The organism is Pseudomonas sp. CH61 (genome assembly GCF_059429415.1).
Genome location: NZ_CM182098.1, coordinates 6,082,830 through 6,103,614, shown reverse-complemented (window position 1 = coordinate 6,103,614; position 20,785 = coordinate 6,082,830). Strand labels below are relative to the sequence as shown.

General features: G+C 60.3%; 17 protein-coding genes. 9 read left to right on the top strand and 8 right to left on the bottom strand.

Annotated features, from left to right (window positions below):
- Positions 1-279: 279 nt before the first annotated feature.
- Entirely contained in the window at positions 280-948 is a 669-nt protein-coding gene (locus AC5SEM_RS27470; RefSeq protein WP_495471691.1) for a DsbA family protein, read from the bottom strand.
- Positions 949-1,203: 255 nt separating this feature from the next.
- Between AC5SEM_RS27470 and AC5SEM_RS27465 the strand changes: the two genes are divergently transcribed.
- Entirely contained in the window at positions 1,204-3,297 is a 2,094-nt protein-coding gene (locus AC5SEM_RS27465; protein WP_495471690.1) for a TonB-dependent receptor, read from the top strand.
- 175 nt (positions 3,298-3,472) lie between these two features.
- On the opposite strand, the gene AC5SEM_RS27460 is transcribed toward AC5SEM_RS27465, so the two are convergent.
- The 4 genes from AC5SEM_RS27460 to AC5SEM_RS27445 all read right to left on the bottom strand — a co-directional run bounded on the left by AC5SEM_RS27460 (position 3,473) and on the right by AC5SEM_RS27445 (position 9,143).
- The gene (locus tag AC5SEM_RS27460; RefSeq protein ID WP_016986304.1) at positions 3,473-3,685 is read right to left on the bottom strand and encodes a hypothetical protein; all 213 of its coding nucleotides are present in this window, start codon (positions 3,683-3,685) and stop codon (positions 3,473-3,475) included.
- A 246-nt stretch (positions 3,686-3,931) separates the two neighbouring features.
- Positions 3,932-5,038 carry an agmatine deiminase gene (gene aguA / locus AC5SEM_RS27455; RefSeq protein WP_495471689.1) on the bottom strand — a complete coding sequence of 369 codons (1,107 nt, stop codon included), beginning with the start codon at positions 5,036-5,038 and terminating at the stop codon, positions 3,932-3,934.
- 5 nt (positions 5,039-5,043) lie between these two features.
- Positions 5,044-5,922 (bottom strand): N-carbamoylputrescine amidase, encoded by an 879-nt coding sequence (gene aguB / locus AC5SEM_RS27450; RefSeq protein ID WP_007909107.1) that lies wholly within the window; start codon positions 5,920-5,922, stop codon positions 5,044-5,046.
- Positions 5,923-6,230: 308 nt separating this feature from the next.
- Positions 6,231-9,143 carry an aminotransferase gene (locus AC5SEM_RS27445; protein WP_495471688.1) on the bottom strand — a complete coding sequence of 971 codons (2,913 nt, stop codon included), beginning with the start codon at positions 9,141-9,143 and terminating at the stop codon, positions 6,231-6,233.
- Between the two features lie 166 nt (positions 9,144-9,309).
- Between AC5SEM_RS27445 and rfbC the strand changes: the two genes are divergently transcribed.
- Genes rfbC through AC5SEM_RS27425 form a run of 4 tightly spaced genes read left to right on the top strand, consistent with a single transcriptional unit; the run spans position 9,310 to position 13,540 of the window.
- Positions 9,310-9,855, top strand: coding sequence for a dTDP-4-dehydrorhamnose 3,5-epimerase (gene rfbC, locus AC5SEM_RS27440; RefSeq protein WP_495471687.1), 546 nt, complete (start codon positions 9,310-9,312; stop codon positions 9,853-9,855).
- 42 nt (positions 9,856-9,897) lie between these two features.
- Positions 9,898-11,706 (top strand): sensor histidine kinase, encoded by a 1,809-nt coding sequence (locus AC5SEM_RS27435; RefSeq protein ID WP_137218337.1) that lies wholly within the window; start codon positions 9,898-9,900, stop codon positions 11,704-11,706.
- Positions 11,703-13,088 (top strand): sigma-54-dependent transcriptional regulator, encoded by a 1,386-nt coding sequence (locus tag AC5SEM_RS27430; protein ID WP_495471686.1) that lies wholly within the window; start codon positions 11,703-11,705, stop codon positions 13,086-13,088. The genes AC5SEM_RS27435 and AC5SEM_RS27430 overlap by 4 nt, the downstream gene beginning before the upstream one ends.
- Complete coding sequence (locus AC5SEM_RS27425; protein WP_495471685.1) at positions 13,085-13,540, top strand: YiiD C-terminal domain-containing protein; 456 nt, start codon at positions 13,085-13,087, stop codon at positions 13,538-13,540. The genes AC5SEM_RS27430 and AC5SEM_RS27425 overlap by 4 nt, the downstream gene beginning before the upstream one ends.
- Before the next feature lie 204 nt (positions 13,541-13,744).
- Here the strand turns inward: AC5SEM_RS27425 and cysQ are convergent, their stop codons facing one another.
- On the bottom strand, positions 13,745-14,572 hold the full coding sequence (gene cysQ, locus AC5SEM_RS27420; protein ID WP_495471684.1) for a 3'(2'),5'-bisphosphate nucleotidase CysQ: 828 nt from the start codon (positions 14,570-14,572) through the stop codon (positions 13,745-13,747).
- Between the two features lie 11 nt (positions 14,573-14,583).
- Positions 14,584-15,150 (bottom strand): ADP compounds hydrolase NudE, encoded by a 567-nt coding sequence (gene nudE, locus AC5SEM_RS27415; RefSeq protein WP_077570256.1) that lies wholly within the window; start codon positions 15,148-15,150, stop codon positions 14,584-14,586.
- Positions 15,151-15,238: 88 nt separating this feature from the next.
- On the opposite strand from nudE, the gene yrfG reads away from it, so the two are divergent.
- Complete coding sequence (gene yrfG, locus AC5SEM_RS27410) at positions 15,239-15,901, top strand: GMP/IMP nucleotidase (protein ID WP_064116996.1); 663 nt, start codon at positions 15,239-15,241, stop codon at positions 15,899-15,901.
- 107 nt (positions 15,902-16,008) lie between these two features.
- Here the strand turns inward: yrfG and lysM are convergent, their stop codons facing one another.
- Complete coding sequence (gene lysM / locus AC5SEM_RS27405) at positions 16,009-16,449, bottom strand: peptidoglycan-binding protein LysM (protein ID WP_016986405.1); 441 nt, start codon at positions 16,447-16,449, stop codon at positions 16,009-16,011.
- A gap of 136 nt (positions 16,450-16,585) precedes the next feature.
- Between lysM and AC5SEM_RS27400 the strand changes: the two genes are divergently transcribed.
- The 3 genes from AC5SEM_RS27400 to AC5SEM_RS27390 all read left to right on the top strand — a co-directional run bounded on the left by AC5SEM_RS27400 (position 16,586) and on the right by AC5SEM_RS27390 (position 20,750).
- Positions 16,586-17,473, top strand: a complete 888-nt coding sequence (locus AC5SEM_RS27400) for a LysR family transcriptional regulator (protein WP_495471683.1) — start codon at positions 16,586-16,588, stop codon at positions 17,471-17,473.
- Positions 17,474-17,565: 92 nt separating this feature from the next.
- A complete protein-coding gene (gene fdhD / locus AC5SEM_RS27395; RefSeq protein ID WP_495471682.1) occupies positions 17,566-18,405 on the top strand; it encodes a formate dehydrogenase accessory sulfurtransferase FdhD in 840 nt (279 codons plus the stop codon).
- A complete protein-coding gene (locus AC5SEM_RS27390) occupies positions 18,402-20,750 on the top strand; it encodes an FdhF/YdeP family oxidoreductase (protein WP_077570248.1) in 2,349 nt (782 codons plus the stop codon). Before fdhD ends, AC5SEM_RS27390 begins: the two co-directional genes overlap by 4 nt.
- Positions 20,751-20,785 lie beyond the last annotated feature (35 nt).

Below are 20,785 nucleotides of genomic sequence, written 5' to 3'. Positions count from 1 at the left end.
GGTTGAAACGCGCTGTGTCGAACGGCGGAAACGGCGCTTTTGCACTCTTTTATTCACCCCGAAACAAAAAGGCCCGCCCACGATAACGTGATGGCGGGCCTGCTCCTTGTTTTGAGTCATGGCGGTTGGCCACAGGCGTTGGGCCGAATCGTAGCCGCGCCCTCAACAATGTGTCAATTTCAAGAATCGTCTTTAAATAGGTAAAAATCGTCTAAGAAACGTAAATTTTGCGCTGAGTCCTTGCTGGGAAATGCACACAGCCAGTGAATCCAGCGCGTATCAGGCGCAACCATCGATAGAACAAAACGCAGAAGTTTTACCGGTTTCATCGAGGACGATTGCCTGTTGCAACCAATCGGCAAATGCCTGCGGCTTGCCAAGCCAGGGGCTGATGTCGATCAACTGGAACGTGCCGTTCTGCTCCAGAGCAATCGTTGGAAAACCCTGACCGCCCAATTGAGCCAAAAACTGGCGACTGGCTTTTATATGCCCCTCGCTATCAACGGACTCAAACGCAATGTGGAAATCTTCCTGCGCATAGCCCATCTGCATGGCCAATTCCAACAGCACGGCTGAATCGGCAATGCGTCGCCCTTCCACATAGTGCGCTGTCTGCAACCGCCCCAGCATGTGCAAACCGCCTCGGTCGATGGCTTCGGCCGCCATGACCGCCGCAATCGGTGGCGTCGAATCGAACACCGCAGAGTGATCGCGCAGCAATCCGTCGAAATAAGATTCGCCAAAAGGCTGGCCGGTGTACTCGGCAATGCGTCGGTCGTGGGGCATGACGTAATTGCGCAGTTGCGAGGAGACCTGCTGGCGGTTGGCGCCACTCATCATGCCCCCGGCATGGGCGAGCACTGGCAGCACCTGTTGTGCGGCTTCAATCAGCGGCTTGGCGCCATAGCACCAACCGCACAACGGGTCGTAGACGTAATGAAGAATCATGGGAAAAGCTCCGGCAAAAGTGAGGAAAATCGATGGCGGCAGATTATTCCCCGCACTCATGCCGAAAAACGCTGGAATGGCTTTCAGTCTGTTTCACGAATCGGTCGAATTGGCCGACCGGTCGGATTGTGTCGAACCGGACACAAATTGAAACAATCAGACAAGGGAACTTATAAGGAATAATTAACGGAAGTAAATGCAAAGCATTACCATTCGCGCGATCGAATTCCTCCACCCTTTCGGATGCGCTGTTCAATGCCTGCCCCGTTCCGTCTTACGCCCGTCACTCTTGGGCTTTCTGCTTTTCTGTCCAGCGGTTTTGCCTACTCCGCGACCGAGTTACCCGCCACCGCGATCAGCGCCGAAGCGCAAGCCGATGACCCACGGGTAAAGCTCAGCAGCACCGCGACCCGCACCTCGACACCCGTGCGCTATGTGCCGCAGGCGATCGATTCGATCAAGACCTCGAACGTCGCCAACTACGGCACCAATGACATCGCCGACGCCTTGAGCGGCATGCCCAACGTCAGCAGCAGCGCCGACACTCGCTTCGACAGCCTGCGCATTCGCGGCTTCGATGCCAGCAACGATTTCTATCTCGACGGCATCCGCGACGACAGCCAATACAAGCGCGACCTGCACAACATCGAACGCGTCGAAGTACTCAAAGGCCCGGCCGCCGTGCTGTACGGCCGCGGCAGTCAGGGCGGGATCGTCAACCGCGTGAGCAAGATGCCCGAGTTCGGCCGCCGCTCGACCATCGAAGCTCAGGCTGGCAGCGAAGATTTGCGCAGTCTTTACGCTGATCTCAGCACCGACCCGAGCGAAAACATCAGCCTGCGTCTGAACATGGGCAACATGGATGAAAACAGTTTCCGTGACGGCGTCAGCGGCAATCGTCAGCTATTCGCGCCGTCGATGAGCTGGCAACTGACGCCGGATCTGAACTGGCTGGTGCAGTACGAATACAGCCGCTACAACCGCACCCCGGATCGCGGCATCCCTGGGGTCAACGGGCGTCCGGCCGATGTAGGTCGGGACACCACCTACGGCAACGATCACGACTTCATTGACGACAAGTCGCAATCGCTGCGCTCGAAACTCACCTACGAAATCAATGACAACTGGCAACTGCGCCAGACCCTCGGCGTGTTCAAGCTCGACAGCGATTTCGACAACACCTACCTCACCGGTTACACGCCGGCGACCAACAAGGTCACGCGCCAGCACTGGCAGCAGGATCTGACCACCCGCAACGTCTACAACAACCTCGAACTGGAAGGCGGATTCGATACCTTCGGCCTTGAACATCGTCTGCTCACTGGCGTCGAGATCGGCAGCCAGCGCCGCGATCCGACGCTGTACAACGCCGCCACCGGCAGAACCCCGGGCGCTCAGCCTGTGCCGTCGCTCGACTTGTACAACCCGAATCGCGATCTGCGCCACACCGGTGCCATGCAGGTTTCCAGCAGTAGCCACACCGAAGTCGAAAGCCGCGCGGTGTACGTGCAGGATCAGTTGCGCCTGAACGACCAATGGCAAGTGCTCGGCGGCCTGCGCTACGACACCTTCGATATCGAGTCGACCAACAAGCTGCGCAACATCTCCGAAGACCGTGACAGCCACAGCACCAGCCCGCGCGTCGGCCTGGTCTGGACGCCGCTGCAGAATCACTCGTTCTATGCCTCGTGGTCGAAAACGTTTTCGCCAGTCGGCGGCGGTTTGATCGGCATCACCCCAGGCGCGGCCGGCAACACCAACGACCTCAGCCCCGAACTGACCAAGCAGAAAGAAATCGGCGTGAAAAGCGACTGGTTCGATGACCGACTGAGCACCACGCTGGCGATCTACGACCTGGAACTCTACAACCGCCGTACCGCCGATCCAAACGACCCGACCCTGACCGTGATGTCCGGTCTGCAACGTTCGCGCGGGATCGAATTGACGGCCACTGGCAACATTGTCGGCAACTGGTACATGCGCGGCGGCGTCGGTATGCAGGACGCGAAGATCGAGAAGGACAACAACGGCTTGGAAGGCAAACGCATCAACAACGTCGCCAAGCACAACGGCAGCCTGTTCCTGACCTGGAAACCGGAAATGGGCTGGTACAGTGAAACCGGGCTGACCCTGGTTGGCCAACGCTATGCCGATAACGCCAACACCACCGTGTTGCCGGGTTATGGCCGTTGGGATGCGCTGGTCGGCTACCGCTTCAAGGATTGGGATTTGCGTACGGCGCTGAACAACATCACCGATCGTGAGTATTACGCGTCGGCGACCAGCCAGTATCAAATCCAGCCGGGTGCGCCACGTAGCGTCGTGATGACCGGCACCTATTCCTTCTGATTCAACGCAAAACCTGTAGGAGTGAGCCTGCTCGCGATAGCGGTGTGCCAGTGAATGTTGATGGCGACTGACGCACCGCTATCGCGAGCAGGCTCACTCCTACAATGGGTTTTGTGTCGTGCATAAAAAAGCGCCGCCATCCCGGCAGCGCTTTTACCAATCCCTGTTGTTCTTCTTATCCTTCCATCACAGCCCACAACGCGTCCAGTTCGGCCTCGCTGAACAGGTCAGCGGGGTAACGCTCGATCATCATCCGGCGCGGATCAGGTTGCCTGATCTGACGCGTTCCATTGGACTTCAACCAGTGCGCGACAATCTGGAGCGATTCGCCGTTAACGGCCATGGGATGCAACGTCCGCTCGCTGACTACGTTCACTTCGGCGTTCATTTTCAGCGCTCTCTCCCCGTTCGTGAGCGGCTACGTTATCCAAGGTTTATGACAGAACTGTTGAAGTTCTTCCCCCTCCCTAGTGCCCTTAGTCGGATACAAGACCTATGCCAAGGTTTCTGATTTGTCGACAAGCGGATACAAAGAAGCCCGCAGTCCAACCGGGCTGCGGGCTTCTTTACATGCATAGCGAGCTAATCATTGCTCGGCTGATTTGTTAATCAACTCAAGCTGTTACGACTCAACTCACTCTTTGTGCGGCGCGGGTTGCTGTTGGGTAAGGCAGTGGATATTGCCGCCACCCAGTAACAGTTCACGGCCCGGCACCAGCACCACTTCATGCTGCGGGAACAGCTTCTGCAGAATCTCTTTCGCCGGCGCGTCCATTGGATCGTCGAAGCTCGGCGCGATGATGCCGCCGTTGACGATCAGGAAGTTCACATAGGAACCAGCCAGACGCACCGATGGATTGCGTTCCTGGGTGCCGTCCACCGGATCGACACCGGCGCACTCTTCTTCAGTCGCGTAGAGCGGCCCCGGAATCGGCATTTTGTGCACCGTGAACGGGCGACCCTTGGCGTCAGTGCTGCTTTGCAGGACTTTCAACGCAGCCTGACAGCGCGGGTAGTTCGGATCCTGCGGATCGTCGGTCCACGCCAGCAGCACTTCGCCCGGACGCACGTAGCAGCAGAAGTTATCCACATGGCCGTCGGTTTCGTCGTTGAACAAACCGTCCGGCAGCCAGATGATTTTATCCACAGCCAGATTGGCGCTGAGCACCGCTTCGATTTCTTCGCGGCCCAGATGCGGGTTGCGATTGCGGTTGAGCAGGCATTCTTCGGTGGTGATCAGCGTGCCTTCGCCGTCGACATGAATCGAACCGCCTTCGAGCACGAAACCTTCAGTGCGATAACGCGGGCTGCGCTCGATCTCGAGGATCTTGCCGCCGACCTGCGAATCACGATTCCACGGCGAGTACAGACCGCCGTCGAAACCGCCCCAGGCGTTGAAGTCCCAGTTCACACCGCGCACTTCGCCGCTGTTGTTGATGACGAAGGTCGGGCCGCTGTCGCGTACCCAGGCGTCATCGCTGGACATCTCGACCACGCGGATATTCGGCACGTCGAGGCGTGCGCGGGCGTTTTCGTATTGGCCAGCGGACACGGCCACGGTCACCGGTTCAAAACGCGCAATGGCCTTGGCCACCGCGGCGTGTGCGGCTTGCGCCGGTTTGCCGCCCAGACGCCAGTTGTCCGGGCGCTCGGGCCAGATCATCCAGGTCTGCGTTTGCGGCGCCCACTCGGCCGGCATGTAAAAGCCGTCGGCGCGCGGGGTACTTTTCAAGGTGGTCATCGGGATCAGGACTCCAGGGAACCGTCGAGGGTTTTCAACGCGCCGTACAGGTTCGGACGGCGATCACGGAATGAACCCCACGCGCTGCGAATGTGTTCGAGCTCGTCGAGGTTGAAAGTGTGCACAAGAATACCTTCTTCGGTTTTATTCAGCTCCTGCACTTTTTCGCCGAACTGGTTGGCGATGAACGAAGAGCCGTAGAACGTGATGTCGTAGCCGTCCTGTTCTTCGTTGCCGATGCGGTTACTGGCGATCAACGGCATCAGGTTGGCGCCGGCATGACCCTGCTGCACGCGCTGCCAGTGATCGCGCGAGGAGATGGTTTTGTCGTGCGGCTCGCTGCCGATTGCGGTTGGATAAAAGAGTATTTCAGCGCCTTGCAAGGCCATGCTGCGTGCAGCTTCCGGGAACCACTGATCCCAGCAGATGCCCACGCCGATCTTCGCGTAACGGGTGTTCCACACTTTGAAACCGGTGTCGCCCGGGTTGAAGTAGTACTTCTCGTGGTAACCCGGGCCGTCCGGGATGTGGCTTTTACGATAAATCCCGAGGTTGCTGCCGTCGGCGTCGATGATCGCGATGCTGTTGAAACGCGCACGGCCGGCCAATTCGTAGAAGCTGATCGGCAGCACCACTTGCAGCTCTTTGGCGATTTTCTGGAAATGTTTGATCGCGACGTTTTCTTCCACCGTCGTCGCCAGTTGCAGGTAGTCCGGGTTTGGCTTCTGGCAGAAGTACGGCGCCTCGAACAGCTCCTGAATCAGGATGATCTGCGCGCCTTTGGCGGCGGCTTCGCGCACCAGTCTTTCAGCGATTTCGAGGTTGGCTTGCAGATCCCAGGAACAGGCCATCTGAGTGGCGGCAACGGTAACGATACGGCTCATGAATCATCTCCGGGCAAGTGCTTTGACGGCCGACAATTCGACCGAAAAGAAAAACGCGCGCACCGAACATGAGATCGCCATGCCGGAGCAATGGCGACTTTATAGCCGATAAATATCGGCTTTAGAAGCTTATTGAATGCCTTTCGTCTAAATAAATTCAATAAAAGCCGATACAAATCGAATTAGAAACCAAAAACAAATGTGGGAGCGAGCCTGCTCGCGAAGGCGATTGATCAATCAACACAGTTGTTGAATGAGAAACCGCTTTCGCGAGCAGGCTCGCTCCCACAGGAGGTCAGCGTGAGGGCTTACAGGCCTTCGCTGAGGACTTGATCAAGCATATCGACAAAGAAATCCACACTCTGACGCGACGTCACCATCGGTGGCTTGATCTTGAGAATGTTCAGATCATCGCCGGTCGGCTGCATGAAAATCCCCAACTCGCGCAGGCGATCGCACAGCAACGCAGTTTCTTCGGTCGCCGCCTCCAGCGTCTCGCGGTTGCGGATCAACTCAAGCCCCAGATAAAACCCGGAGCCGTGCACCGCGCCCACCAGCGGATGTTTATCGATCAACGCTTCGAGTCGCACCTTGAAGTGGCCACCGACCACCTGCGCGTTCTCCCAGAGTTTTTCTTCTTCCATCACATCGAGCACCGCCATGCCGATCTGGCAACTGACCGGACTACCGCCCGCCGACGAAAAGAAATAACCCTCGGCCTCCAGCGCCTCGGCAATTTCCCGCCGCGTGATGACCGCACCCAGCGGTTGACCGTTGCCCATGCCCTTGGCCATGCAGATGATGTCCGGCACCACGCCCTGCTCTTCAAAGCCCCAGAAGAAATGACCCATGCGCCCGTACCCGACCTGCACTTCGTCGGCGATGCACACGCCGCCCTGCGCGCGCACCAACCCGTACACCTGTTTCAAATATCCCGGCGGCAGCGAGATACCGCCGGCATTGCCATACACCGGCTCGCAGATAAACCCGGCCAATTGGCGCTTCTGCTCGGCGAGTTTTTCCAGGTGGTGCTCAACGCTGCGCACATAATCCGGCGCTGAATCGAGACCGCGGAATTCACCGCGATACGTGTTTGGCGCAGGTACCGGATGCACCCAGTCCGGGCGGCTTTCCAAGGCTTTCGGGTTGTCGGCGATTGACGTCGATACCGCATCGGCACCGACCGTCCAGCCGTGATAGGCCTCAAGCACGCTGATCATGTCGCGCCCGCCGCTATAGGCCCACGCCAGACGAATCGCCAGGTCATTGGCCTCGCTGCCGCTGTTGACCAGAAACACTCGATTCATGCCTTCCGGCGCCAATTTCAGCAAGCGCTCGGAAAACTCCGCCACCGCCGCATAGTTGAACCGCGAGTTGGTGTTGAGCAACGACCACTGGCGAGCCGCGACCGCTGCCATGCGCGGGTGACCGTGACCGAGCACTGCCACGTTGTTGAGCATGTCCAGATAGGAACGGCCCTGCATGTCGATCAGGTGATTGCGCCAGCCACGTTCGATGCGCGGCGGGTCGACGTAGTAGTGCTTTTGCGTGCGAGCGAAACTGGCGTCGCGGCGTTCGAGCAGGGTTTTCGCGTCCAGCTCCGGCTCGGCATCGCAGGCCAGTCCTAACAACGCCGCTGGCGACGGGCACAGGGCCTGCCACGCCGCTGCAAGCGCAGGGGTGCAAAACAACGGCGCATTGAGTTGCGCGCCACGGCACAACTGCACCCGCAACGGGCCGCTGACCGCGCCCAGCACCTGACCTTTGACCAGCGCCGCGCCACTGTGCAGCGACGGTGTTACGCCCCACAGGCGCACGCTGAGTTGCGGGCCATCCAGTTGCAGCACACCGTCTGCGGCTTGATGTACGACGCCAGCGAATGGCGCCTCCACGGTGCTGCCATCGGGCACGCGCAATTCCACGTGCAGCGGGAACGTGTCCGGCTCTACGGCACTGTCGGGACGAGTGCGCGACAAACGGTACTGACCGTAACGGCTTGCCGCCAAACCATGGGCAGCTGCCGCTTCGTTCAACAGGTGCTGATCGATGCCTTCGTGCTCCCAGTTGCCGGCCTCGAAATGCGGGCTGAGGACACCGAGATCGATCAGGGCAAATTCACGCCCGACCAGACCGGGCAGCAAGGGCGCAAAACCTTCGCCGTCGATCGCCGGCAAGCTGTGACCGACGGCCGTGAGGATCGCCGCTTCCATCAGCGCCTGCGGCACCGAAGTGGCCACGCGGAAGATTTCCCACTCATGGGTGAGGTTGTCGCGGCTGTAAGTATTCGTCGGGTCGATGCTGACCTGTTGCTCACCACTGAGCACCAGCACCGCCGCACGCGCGACGATCAATGGCCACAGCGCTTGCAACTCTTCGTGTTGCAACGGGTTGACCGCGTGGTAAGCCTGAACCGCCGGCAGGATGACAAACGGATCACCACCAGCGTGATGCAACAACGCCGCACAAGTCACCGACAGATCGCTGATGCGCCAGGTGCGTACCAGATCGCCAAAGTCGATCACGCCCTGCAATTGCCAGTGCCGCTGGGCATCGCGCGCCCAGACAGCGTTGTCATCGGTGATGTCCATGTGGATCGCCTGCACCGGCAGTTTGCCCTGCAACGGTTGCAAGCGGCGCTCGGCCTGTTCTGCCGCATCGGCAATCAATGCGCGTTGCTGCTCATCCTTGATCACCGGCAGCAGATGGCTGATCAGTGCGCTGGCGTGGCGCGCATCCCACTGCAACGTGCGCTCAAGGCCCGGATGGTCGAACCCGGCCAGCGCCAGATCCATCTCACCGCAGAGCCGGCCGAACCCCGCCACCACATCACGACCCAAGTGATCGAGATGCGTCAGCGGCTGGCCCTCGATGTAATCCAGCAGCCGCACATGAACCGCTTCGCCGCCGACTTCCAGCGACAGCAGATCCTCGCCATTATTGGCCGCGATCACCCGCGGCACCGTCACCGCAGAATGCTCGGCCAGGTATTTGAGACCGGCGTGTTGGGCTTGCAGCTCCACCAGGGCGTAATCGCCACGGCAGATTTTCAGCACAAACCGCCCGCGCGGGCTGTCGACGCGAAAATTCAGATCCTGCTGACTGCCAAGGGCCTGCAACGTGCCGCTGAGTCCGTAATGCTCCGCCAACCATTGCAGGGCCTGCTCGGCAGACACCTGCGGGCTGGGCAAACTGGCGCGATGAATCAACGTGGCGAGCGACATGAAACGACCCCTGAAATTTTATTAGGCGCCTATATCGCCATTGCTGGACGGGATCCGCAACCCCCAACCGCGCAAAGGTATACGGGCTATTTGTCTTGCAGCACTCGCACCCTCCGGCACTTTGCGCAAGAATGTCGGCCATTCACACCTGCCTAGGGAAGTCCCAATGAATGTAATCACCACCGACCTGCCCGGTGTCCTGATCATCGAACCGAAGGTGTTTGGTGACGAGCGCGGTTTTTTCTACGAGAGCTTCAATGCCAAAGCGTTCCAGGACGCCACCGGTCTGGACACGCAATTCGTCCAGGACAACCACTCGCGTTCGCAAAAAGGCGTCTTGCGTGGCCTGCATTACCAACTGCAAAACACCCAGGGCAAACTGGTCCGCGTGACCATTGGCGAAGTATTGGATGTGGCCGTGGACATTCGCCGCAGCTCGCCGCACTTCGGCAAATCCGTAGCGGTACGTCTTTCTGCCGACAATCATCGCCAACTGTGGGTACCGGAAGGTTTCGCCCATGGTTTCGTGGTGCTGAGCGAGTTCGCTGAATTCCTCTACAAGACCACCAACTACTACGACCCATCGTCCGAGCGCAGCATTCGCTGGGATGATCCCGCTCTGGGCATCGACTGGCAGCTGGACGAAGCGCCGAAGCTGTCCGCCAAGGATCAAGCCGCAGCGCTGCTCAAGGACGCTGACGTCTTCGCCTGAGCCTAGGCATAATGCGCCTGACATCTCAGGCGCATCCGGCTCATGAAACCAACCCTTCCCCGCAGACCTCGTTGGCGCAGCCTCGCCCTGCTGGCCCTGTGTCTGGCGCCGCTGTTGTGGCCGCTGGAACATCTGGCCGAGCGCTATTACCGCAGCGAACTGGCCGGCCAGAACCGTCAGACCCTCGACCTGTACGTCGCCAACCTGCTGGGCACCCTGCACCGCTACGAAGTGTTGCCGCAGATTCTCGGCGACCTGCCGGCCCTGCGCTCGGTACTCGGCGCACCGGACGACGGCGTCAGCCAAGGCAATGCCAACCGTCTGCTGAAGAACATCGCCGCGCAGACCGGCGCCGAAGTCATGTACCTGATGGACACCAGCGGCCAGACGCTGGCAGCGTCGAATTGGGACAAGCACGACAGTTTTGTCGGTCGCAACTTCTCCTTCCGCCCGTATTTCAGTGAAGCCATGGCCGGACGCCTCGGGCGCTTTTTCGGTCTCGGCACGACGTCGGCCAAGCGCGGTTATTTCTTCGCCGCTGCCGTGCGCAACGGCGAAAAAATCATCGGCGTGCTGGTGATCAAGGTCGACCTCGACCATACCGAAAGCCTGTGGGGCAAAACCCCGGAACAACTGCTGGTGACCGACCACAACGGCGTGGTCATCCTCACCTCGCGTCCGGAATGGCGCTTTCGCTCGACCCGTAACTTGAGCGACGGCGAACGCTCAGCGATCACCGCCATCCAGCCTTACCCGACCCGTGAGCCACGTCCATTGAACCTCAGCCCCAGCGCGTGGCTGATCCAGACCCACGACATCGCCGAAACCGGCTGGAGCGTGAGCATCCTCGCGCCGCGCACGCTGATCGACCGTCCGGTGCGCACCGTGGTTGCGATCGGCGGCGCCACACTGCTGGTGGTGATGTTGTTGCTCGGTCTGATGATGCAGCGCCGCCGCCACTATCTCGAACGCATTGCCTTTGAAGCCAAGGCACGCCGAGAACTGGAAGGCCGCGTGGCGGAACGCACCAGCGACCTCGAAGGCCTCAACCGGCGTTTGAAGGAAGAGGTGCTGGAGCGTGAGCAGGCTCAGCAGGAGCTGGTGCGCGCCCAGGATGATTTGGTTCAGGCCGGCAAGCTGTCGGCGCTGGGGACGATGTCCGCAAGCATCAGCCACGAACTCAATCAGCCGCTGGCAGCGATCCGCAGCTACGCGGAAAACGCCGAGGTGTTGCTCGATCATCAGCGCACCGACGATGCGCGCGGCAACCTCAAACTGATCAGCGAACTGACCGGGCGCATGGCCTCGATCATCGCCCATCTGCGCGCCTTCGCCCGCCGCGACCGCCACGCACCGGAAAGTGTTGCCCTGCAACCGGCGCTCGACGATGCCTTGGCACTGCTGGCCAAACGGCGTCGCAGTATGGAGGTTGAGCTGATCCGCGATCTGCCGGCCGCCACCCTGTGGGTCGAGGCCGGGGAAACGCGTCTGCGCCAAGTGCTCGGCAACCTGCTCGCCAACGCTCTCGATGCCCTTACCGAAAAAGGCCCGCCGCGCAAATTGTGGTTGAGTGCCGAATCCACCACCGAGGGCGTCAATCTGTACATTCGCGACAACGGCCCGGGCTTTTGCATGGAAGCCCTTGGCCGCGCCAGCGAGCCTTTCTACACGACCAAGACCCGCACTCAGGGTCTGGGGCTGGGTCTGGCCATTTGTGAAACGCTGATGCGCGCCTTCGGTGGTGAACTGTCGTTTGCCAACCACAAGCAAGGTGGCGCCTTGATTACCCTGCGGCTGCGCGCCGGTGCGCCCGGGGTCAGCCTGCAACCGTCCGAGGATCGAAGTGCATGACCATCGACAATCGCATTCAGGTGGTGTTGATCGACGACGATCCGCACCTGCGTCAAGCCCTTGGTCAGACACTGGATCTGGCAGGGCTGAAAATTCTGCCGCTGTCCGAAGCCAAAGGCCTGGCCGCACAGCTTGAGCGTGACTGGCCGGGTGTGGTGGTCAGCGACATTCGCATGCCGGGCATGGATGGCCTCGAATTGCTCAGCGAACTGCACGCGCAGGATCCCGAACTACCGGTGCTGCTGATCACCGGCCACGGCGACGTGCCGCTGGCGGTGCAGGCCATGCGTGCCGGCGCTTATGACTTTCTTGAAAAACCGTTTGCCAGCGACGCGCTGCTCGACAGCGTGCGTCGCGCACTGGCCCTGCGCCGACTGGTGCTGGACAACCGCAGCCTGCGCCTGGCCCTGAGCGACCGCAATGAACTGAGTGCGCGGCTGGTCGGCCATTCGACGCCGATGCTGCGCTTGCGTGAGCAGATCGGTGCGCTGGCCGCGACCAAGGCGGACGTGCTGATCCTCGGCGAAACCGGCGCCGGCAAAGAAGTGGTCGCCCGTGCGCTGCACGATTTATCCAGCCGTCGAAACGGCCCGTTCGTCGCGATCAACGCTGGCGCCCTGGCCGAATCCGTGGTGGAAAGCGAACTGTTCGGCCATGAGCCTGGCGCGTTCACCGGTGCGCAAAAACGCCGGATCGGCAAGTTCGAATTCGCCAACGGCGGCACGCTGTTTCTCGATGAAATTGAAAGCATGAGCATGGATGTGCAGGTGAAGCTGCTGCGCATGCTGCAGGAGCGCGTGGTCGAACGACTGGGTGGTAATCAACTGATCCCGCTGGACATCCGCGTGATCGCCGCGACCAAGGAAGACCTGCGTCTGGCCGCCGATCAGGGGCGCTTCCGCGCCGACTTGTATTACCGCCTCAACGTCGCACCGCTGCGCATTCCGCCGCTGCGCGAACGCGGCGAAGATGCGCTGGTGCTGTTCCAGCATTACGCCGATGAAGCCAGCGCCCGCCACGGCCTGCCGCCTCACGAACTGCAACCGGCACAACGCGCCTTGCTGCTGCGTCACACCTGGCCGGGCAACGTGCGCGAACTGCAGAATGCCGCCGAACGTTTCGCCCTTGGCCTGGAACTGGCGCTGGATAACGCTGGCGCCGAAGGTGGGGGTAACACCACAGTCGAAGTCATCAACGGCGGCCTCAGCGAGCAAGTGGAAAACTTCGAAAAATCCTTGATCGCGGCCGAACTGGCGCGCTCCCACAGTTCGGTGCGCAGCCTCGCCGAAGCCCTGGGCATTCCGCGCAAGACTCTGCATGACAAGTTGCGCAAGCATGGTCTCAACTTCGGCGACAGCAATCCTGGGGACGAGAACGAATGAGCAACGACAGTCACTATCTGGAGTCCGTGCTCCATCACGATATTCCACTGACCCGCGACATGGGCCTCAAAGTGCTCGACTGGCGCGAGCAGCAATTGAGTCTGCATTTACCGCTGGATCCGAACGTCAATCACAAGAGCACCATGTTCGGCGGCAGTCTTTACTGCGGCGCGGTGCTGGCCGGTTGGGGCTGGTTGCATTTGCGTCTGAAAGAACAAGGAATCACCGACGGGCACATTGTGATTCAGGAGGGGCAGATCCGTTATCCACTGCCCGTGACCGGCGATGCCGTAGCAATTTGCCCGGCGCCCGATGCGAAGGTGTGGAAGAAGTTTCTGGCGATGTATCAGCGTTATGGGCGGGCGCGGTTGGTGCTCGATACGCGGATCGTCAATCAGGGCAGCAACGAGGACGCCGTGACATTTACCGGCCAGTACGTTTTGCACCGCTGAAGATCAAAAGCCCCTCACCCTAGCCCTCTCCCCGAGGGAGAGGGGACTGATTGGGGGATGCTTCAGACGTACACCGACCTGATGGCGCTTTGCTGAATCCATAATCGACCTCATCTTTCAGGTCGATGTATGACGCAAGACAACTCGGTCGGCTCCCTCTCCTGGGGGAGAGGGCTGGGGTGAGGGGATGCCGGATCAGCCGACTTAACCCCGAGCCAATTCCAACAACCTTTCCCGCCAGGCCGCCTTCGCCGGCAGCGCCAAAAAGAACTCATTGCGCAGCGATTCCCGCGCCGGATAACTGAACGCTTCCCCGCGCAGATCCAACACTTCACCGCCCGCACCTTCCAGCACACCCTGCGCCGCCGCCGTGTCCCATTGTGAAGTCGGCGCCAGTCGCGGATAGCAATCCGCCGCGCCTTCAGCCAGCAGGCAAAATTTCAGCGAGCTGCCAATATTCGCCAATTGTAACTCGCCCAGGCTCGCACTCAGCCCGGCCAGCAGACGCTCCTGCTCGGGACTCGAATGGCGACGGCTGGCGACCACGGTAAACGCCTCACCCGGCCCCGGCACATCGCGTACCTGAATCGCAACCGGCGTGCCGCCCTTGTCGCAGCGCCATGCGCCAAGCCCGGCACCGCCAACGTAGAAACGACCACTGGTCGGCATCGACACCACGCCAAACACCACTCGACCGTCTTCGATCAACGCGATGTTGACGGTGAACTCTTCACTGCCGCTGATGAATTCCTTGGTGCCATCCAGCGGATCGACCAACCACCAGCGCTGCCAGCCGGCGCGTACGCTCTGGGGAATGTTGGCGTCCTCTTCCGATAACACTGGAATGCTCGCATCCAGCGCCGTCAGACCGGCGACAATCAGGTGATGCGCGGCCAGATCCGCCGCCGTCACGGGCGAGTCATCGGACTTGGCCGTGACTTCAACGCCGGAGCGCCAGAACGGCAAAGTCACCTCGCCGGCCTGCAATGCCAGCTCAACGACCGGCGCCATCAACGGGTGGGGAAAATTCATCGACACTTCACTCATGCTGGGAAGAATCCGCGCTGGGTCAGCAGATCGCGGGTCAAATACAGGGCGGCCAGGGCGCGACCTTCGGAAAATTGCGGATTGAGCGCCAGCGACGACAGTTCGCGCAGGTTCACTTTATCGACACGCATCGGCTCGGGCTCGTCGCCTTCCAGCCGCTCTTCGTACAAATCGGTAGCCAGAACGACCTGGATCTTCTGGCTCATGTAACCGGGCGACAGCGACAGCTCGGTCAGATGCTCCAGTTGCCGCGCGCCAAAACCAGCTTCTTCCTTGAGTTCGCGCTCGGCGGCTGCCAATACGTCTTCGCCCGGTTCGATCAAACCTTTAGGCAAGGACAGTTCGTACTCATCGGTACCGCCACAGTATTCCTCGACCAGCACTGCGTGTTCAGCATCCAGCATCGCCACAATCATTACCGCGCCGTAGCCCGCACCTTTGCCGACCAGACGCTCGTAAGTGCGTTCCACGCCGTTGGAAAAGCGCAGCTTGAGTTCTTCGACGCAAAACAGACGACTGGTGGCGACGATCTCGCGGGCAAGTACGGTGGGTTTCTGGCGCATGCAAAGCTCCTTGGCGTGAACGCGCTACTATAACGCGGCTTTCCCGATTGTTTATGTCGGATATCTTTCTACCGCTCGAGACGTTGCCATGCCTTCATTACCGTGGTCCGACATCGATACCGTTCTGCTCGACATGGACGGCACGCTGCTGGATCTGCACTTCGACAATCACTTCTGGCTGGAACACCTGCCGCAGCGCTACGCCGAACTGCACGGGGTCAGCCGGGCCATGGCCGAGATGGAATTGCAGCCGTTGTTCGAACGCCACGCCGGCCAGTTGCAGTGGTACTGCCTGGATTTCTGGAGTGCCGAACTGAAGTTGTCGGTGCGGGAATTGAAGCTCGAAACCGCGCATCTGATTGCCTTGCGGCCGGATGCCGATACCTTTCTGGAAGCAATCAAACGTGCCGGTAAACGGGTGATCATGATCACCAATGCACACCGCGACTCACTGTCGCTGAAGCTTGAGCGGATTGAGCTGGCGCCGTATTTCGAACGGCTGATCAGCTCGCATGATTACGGGTTTCCCAAGGAGAACCCGCAGTTCTGGGATGCCTTGCAGGCGGACATCGGCTTCGATCCGGCGCGCAGTCTGTTTATCGACGATACGTTGCCGATTCTGCGCAGTGCGCGGGATTTTGGTGTGGCGCATTTGTTGGCGGTGAAAGAGCCGGACAGCCGCAAGGGGCCGAAGGACACGGCTGAGTTTGCGGCGGTTGAGGATTACCGGGATTTGATTGCAGGGCTTTGATTCCGAGTTGCCCCATTCGCGAGCAGGCTCGCTCCCACATTTGGAATGCGATCCAATGTGGGAGCGAGCCTGCTCCGGGCGGCGTTCCGACGAAAGCGTTTTATCGGTTACTCAGGAATACGCAGCGTCTGCCCCGGATAGATTTTGTTCACATCCTTGAGCATCGGTTTGTTGGCATCGAAAATTTTCTGATACTTGTTGGCATCCCCGTACACACGCAGAGAAATCGCGCTAAGGGTGTCACCCGACTTGACCACGACAAATTGTGCGGCAGTGACAACCGGCCCGCTCACGGTGATCTGATCATCCACGCTGCCAACCCCGGCAATATTGCCCACCGCCAGCAGAATCTTCTCTTTCTCTTCCTGACTCGCAACCTCACCGGTGACGGTCACTTTGTCGCCATCCACCGTCGCCTGAACATTCGGATTGCCCAGACCGACCTTGCTGATGTGTTCCTTCAACTGCTCACTGGCATTGGCGTTGCCCGGGGTTAGCAGATCGATCAGCTTCTCACCGGCTTCTTTCACAAAGCTCAAAAGACTCATAGCGCACACTCCTTGATTTGGGTTCCAGACGTCCAAGCCTAGACCACGACGGACAAACCCGGTTCCAAGCCGACCAATGACCCTGCCGCCGCGCAAGCGGTAGAATCGCCCACCCCTGCCAGCGCCTGGAGCGAAGATGGACATCAAGCAGCTGAAATTCCTCATCGCCCTCGACGAAACCCGCCACTTCGGCCAGGCCGCCGCGCGTTGCCACATCACTCAGCCAACCCTGTCGATGCGCCTGCGCAGCCTTGAAGAAGAGCTCGACCTGCCACTGGTCAACCGGGGCCAGCGTTTCGAAGGCTTCACCGCGCCGGGCGAGCGGGTGCTGGCGTGGGCGCGCTCGGTGATGGCGGCCTATGACGGCTTGCACGCCGAAGCGGCAGCGTGTCGCGGCAACCTGATCGGTACGCTGCGACTCGGCGTGGTGCCGCTGTCGAGTTTCGATCCGCTGCCGTTGATGCAACGCCTGCACAGCGCCCACCCGAATCTGCGTTTTGAAATGTCGGCGCTGAGTTCCGAGCAAATTCTTGAGCATTTGGCGAACAACCGCATCGATCTCGGCGTGTCTTATCTCGAGCGTCTGGATCACGAACGTTTCGAATCACTGGCATTCGACGAAACCCGCATGGGCCTGCTGTACGACCAGCGCACCTTTACCTTCGGTGAAGCCCCGCTGAGCTGGGAGTCACTGATCGAGCTGCCGCTGGGCATGCTCACCAGCGGCATGCATTTTCGTCAGTCCATCGACCACAACTTCCACAGCCGTGGCCTGACCCCGCAACCCTTGCTGCAAACCGACGCCGTGCATCAATTGTTACAAGCCGTGCACGGTGGGTTCTGCTGCGCGATCATGCCGCTCGACGGTGGTCTGGAAAAACTCACCGACCACCTGCGCCTGCAACCCATCGAAAACGCCCAGACCCTCGCCCCGCTGGGCCTGATCATGCGTCGCGGAGCGCCACGCTCGGCGCTGGCGGAGGCCTGTTTCGCGCTGTATCGAGAATCACCAACAGCCTCTTGATCGACGGCATCTATCGATAGATCGACACTAGCGATTAGACGCGACAACTTGCCGCGCCTAGTCTTAACGTTGATCAAACCGTCGGTGATGCCATGAACGCCAAGCGCCCAGCCTGCGCGGCGCCTGCAATTGAAACGCCCGCGCCTGCCGCCAGCCAGACCTACAGTTACAGCGATTTGCCCCGCGAGGAATCGGCCAGCACTGCGCTCGCCGAGGAAGTCGCGTTGGCGATCGCCTACAACGGCATCAGTCAGGCGGTGATGCTGGTGACACCGACCGACCTTGAAGACTTCATCGTCGGCTTCAGCCTCGGCAGCGGCATCATCGAGGACGCGACCGACATCTATGACTTGCAACTGACCGGCGCTGGAACTGCGCAATACGCGCAAGTGACCATCGCCAACCGTGCGTTCTGGAACCTCAAGCAACAGCGTCGGCAAATGGCTGGCACCAGCGGTTGCGGGTTGTGCGGTGTGGAAGCGGTGGAGCAAGCGCTGCCAGATCTCAAAGTCCTGGCCGGCGCAGCGTTACCACCGATCGAATGGCTCGACGGTTTGCGCCAGCGCATCGGCGCGTTTCAGCCTTTGGGTCAGCATTGCGGCGCCGTGCACGCGGCCGTGTTCATGAATGCCAGCGGCGAATTGCTGCTCGGCCGCGAAGACATCGGCCGGCACAACGCCCTCGACAAGCTGATCGGCGGACTGATCCGGCAAAAGATATCCACAGACGGCGGCCTGGCGATTGTCACCAGTCGTTGCAGCCTCGAATTGATCCAGAAAGTCTTGCGCGCCGGCATTCAGACTTTAGTCAGCCTGTCCGCGCCCACGGGCCTTGCCGTGCAATGGGCCCGTCGACACAACCTCAATCTCATCCACCTGCCGCAGAAAAGTGCGCCGCGGGTGTATAGCCCCGCGATGGAGAATCAAGCGTGAGCCAACATCATCAAGCCGACCAGAAACCTGTCCCGCGCTACAAGCCTTACAAAGGTGCCGCCGGCGGCTGGGGTGCCCTGATCAGTGTGGCTCAGGCCTGGTTGACCAGCGACAACGCCCTGAAAAACCTGCGCATGATGCTCAAGACCAACCAGAACGGCGGCTTCGACTGTCCGGGTTGCGCGTGGGGCGATTCGCCGGAAAGCGGCATGGTCAAGTTCTGCGAGAACGGCGCAAAAGCGGTGAACTGGGAAGCGACCAAGCGCCGCGTAGACGCCAAGTTCTTCGCCAAACACAGCGTCACTTCGTTGCTGGAGCAGAGCGACTACTGGCTGGAATATCAGGGTCGTCTGACCGAGCCGATGGTGTATGACGCCGAAACCGATCGCTACAAACCGATCAGTTGGGACGACGCCTACACGCTGATCGCCAAGCACCTGCAAAGCCTGCCGAGCCCGGATCTGGCCGAGTTCTACACCTCGGGTCGCGCCAGCAACGAGGCGGCGTACCTGTATCAACTGTTCGTGCGCGCTTACGGCACCAACAACTTCCCTGACTGCTCGAACATGTGCCACGAGGCCAGCGGTGTGGCGTTGGCGCAAAGCGTTGGCGTCGGTAAAGGCACCGTGACCTTTGACGATTTCGAACACGCCGATGCGATTTTCGTCTGGGGCCAGAACCCGGGTACCAACCACCCACGCATGCTCGAACCCCTGCGTGAAGCGGTGAAGCGCGGTGCGCAAGTGGTGTGCATCAACCCGTTGAAGGAACGCGGTCTGGAACGTTTCCAGCACCCGCAACACCCGATCGAAATGCTCACCAACGGTGACAAGCCGACCAACACCGCCTATTTCCGCCCGGCCCTCGGTGGCGATATGGCGCTGCTGCGCGGCATGGCCAAGTTCCTCCTGCAGTGGGAGCGCGACGCGCAGAAGGCTGGCGAACCCGCCGTGTTCGATCACGACTTCCTCAATGCCCACAGCGCCAACGTGCTGGAGTATCTCGGCGTGGTCGATGACACACCGTGGGAACAGATCGTCGAGCAATCCGGCCTGACTCTTGTCGAGATCGAGCAAGCCGCGCGCATGTACGCCAAAGGCAAGAACGTGATCATGTGCTGGGCGATGGGCATCACCCAGCATCGCCACTCGGTGCCGACCATCCAGGAAATCGCCAACCTGATGCTGCTGCGCGGCAACATCGGCAAACCGGGCGCAGGCCTGTGCCCGGTGCGCGGCCACAGTAACGTGCAGGGCGACCGCACGATGGGCATCAACGAGCGTCCGCCGGTGGCGTTCCTTGATTCGCTGGAACGACGCTTCCAGTTCAAGGTGCCGCGCCACAACGGCCACAACGTGGTCGAGGCGATCCATGCGATGGCCGAAGGTCGCGCCAAAGTCTTCATCGGTCTGGGCGGCAACTTCGCCCAAGCCACGCCGGATAGCCCGCGTACCTTCGCCGCGCTAAGCAATTGCGACCTCACCGTGCAGATCAGCACCAAGCTCAACCGCAGCCACCTCGCTCACGGTAAAGACGCGCTGATCCTGCCGTGCCTCGGTCGTACCGACATCGACATCCAGACCGAAGGCCCGCAAGCGGTCACCGTGGAAGACTCGTTCAGCATGGTTCACGCCTCCAACGGTCAGTTGCAGCCGCTGTCGAACCAGATGCGCTCCGAGCCGTCGATCATCGCCGGTATCGCTGCCGCCACGCTGGGCAGCAAACCGGTGGACTGGAACTGGCTGGTGGCCGATTACGGGCGCATCCGCGAACTGATCGCCGACACCATTCCCAACTTCAAAGAATTCAACGAGAAGATCAAAAACCCGGGCGGTTTCTACCTCGGCAACAGCGCCGGCGCACGCAAGTGGAACACGCCATCGGGCCGGGCCAATTTCCGCGCGAACATGCTGCCGAAAGATCTTGTGCACGAGCGCACCCGCGCGACCGGACAACTGCCGGACCTGATCCTGCAATCGATGCGCTCCCACGATCAGTACAACACGACGATTTATGGTCTCGATGACCGTTATCGCGGGGTCAAGGGCCAGCGTGATGTGTTGTTCGCCAATGAGGCGGACATCATTCGTCTGGGCTTCCGTCCAGGGCAGAAGGCTGACATTGTTTCGCTGTGGGATGATGGCCGCGAGCGTCGGGTAAAGGGCTTCACGCTGCTGGCATTTGATATTCCGGCGGGACAAGCGGCGGCTTATTACCCGGAAGTGAATCCGCTGGTGCCGCTGGAAAGCACCGGGGATGGCAGCCATACACCGACGTCGAAGTTCATTGCGATTCGGCTGGAAGCGGCGAGTGAGACTGGGTTGATCATGGCCAAATCCGCTTGATGCGGTGACTGGACTATTGCTATCGCGAGCAGGCG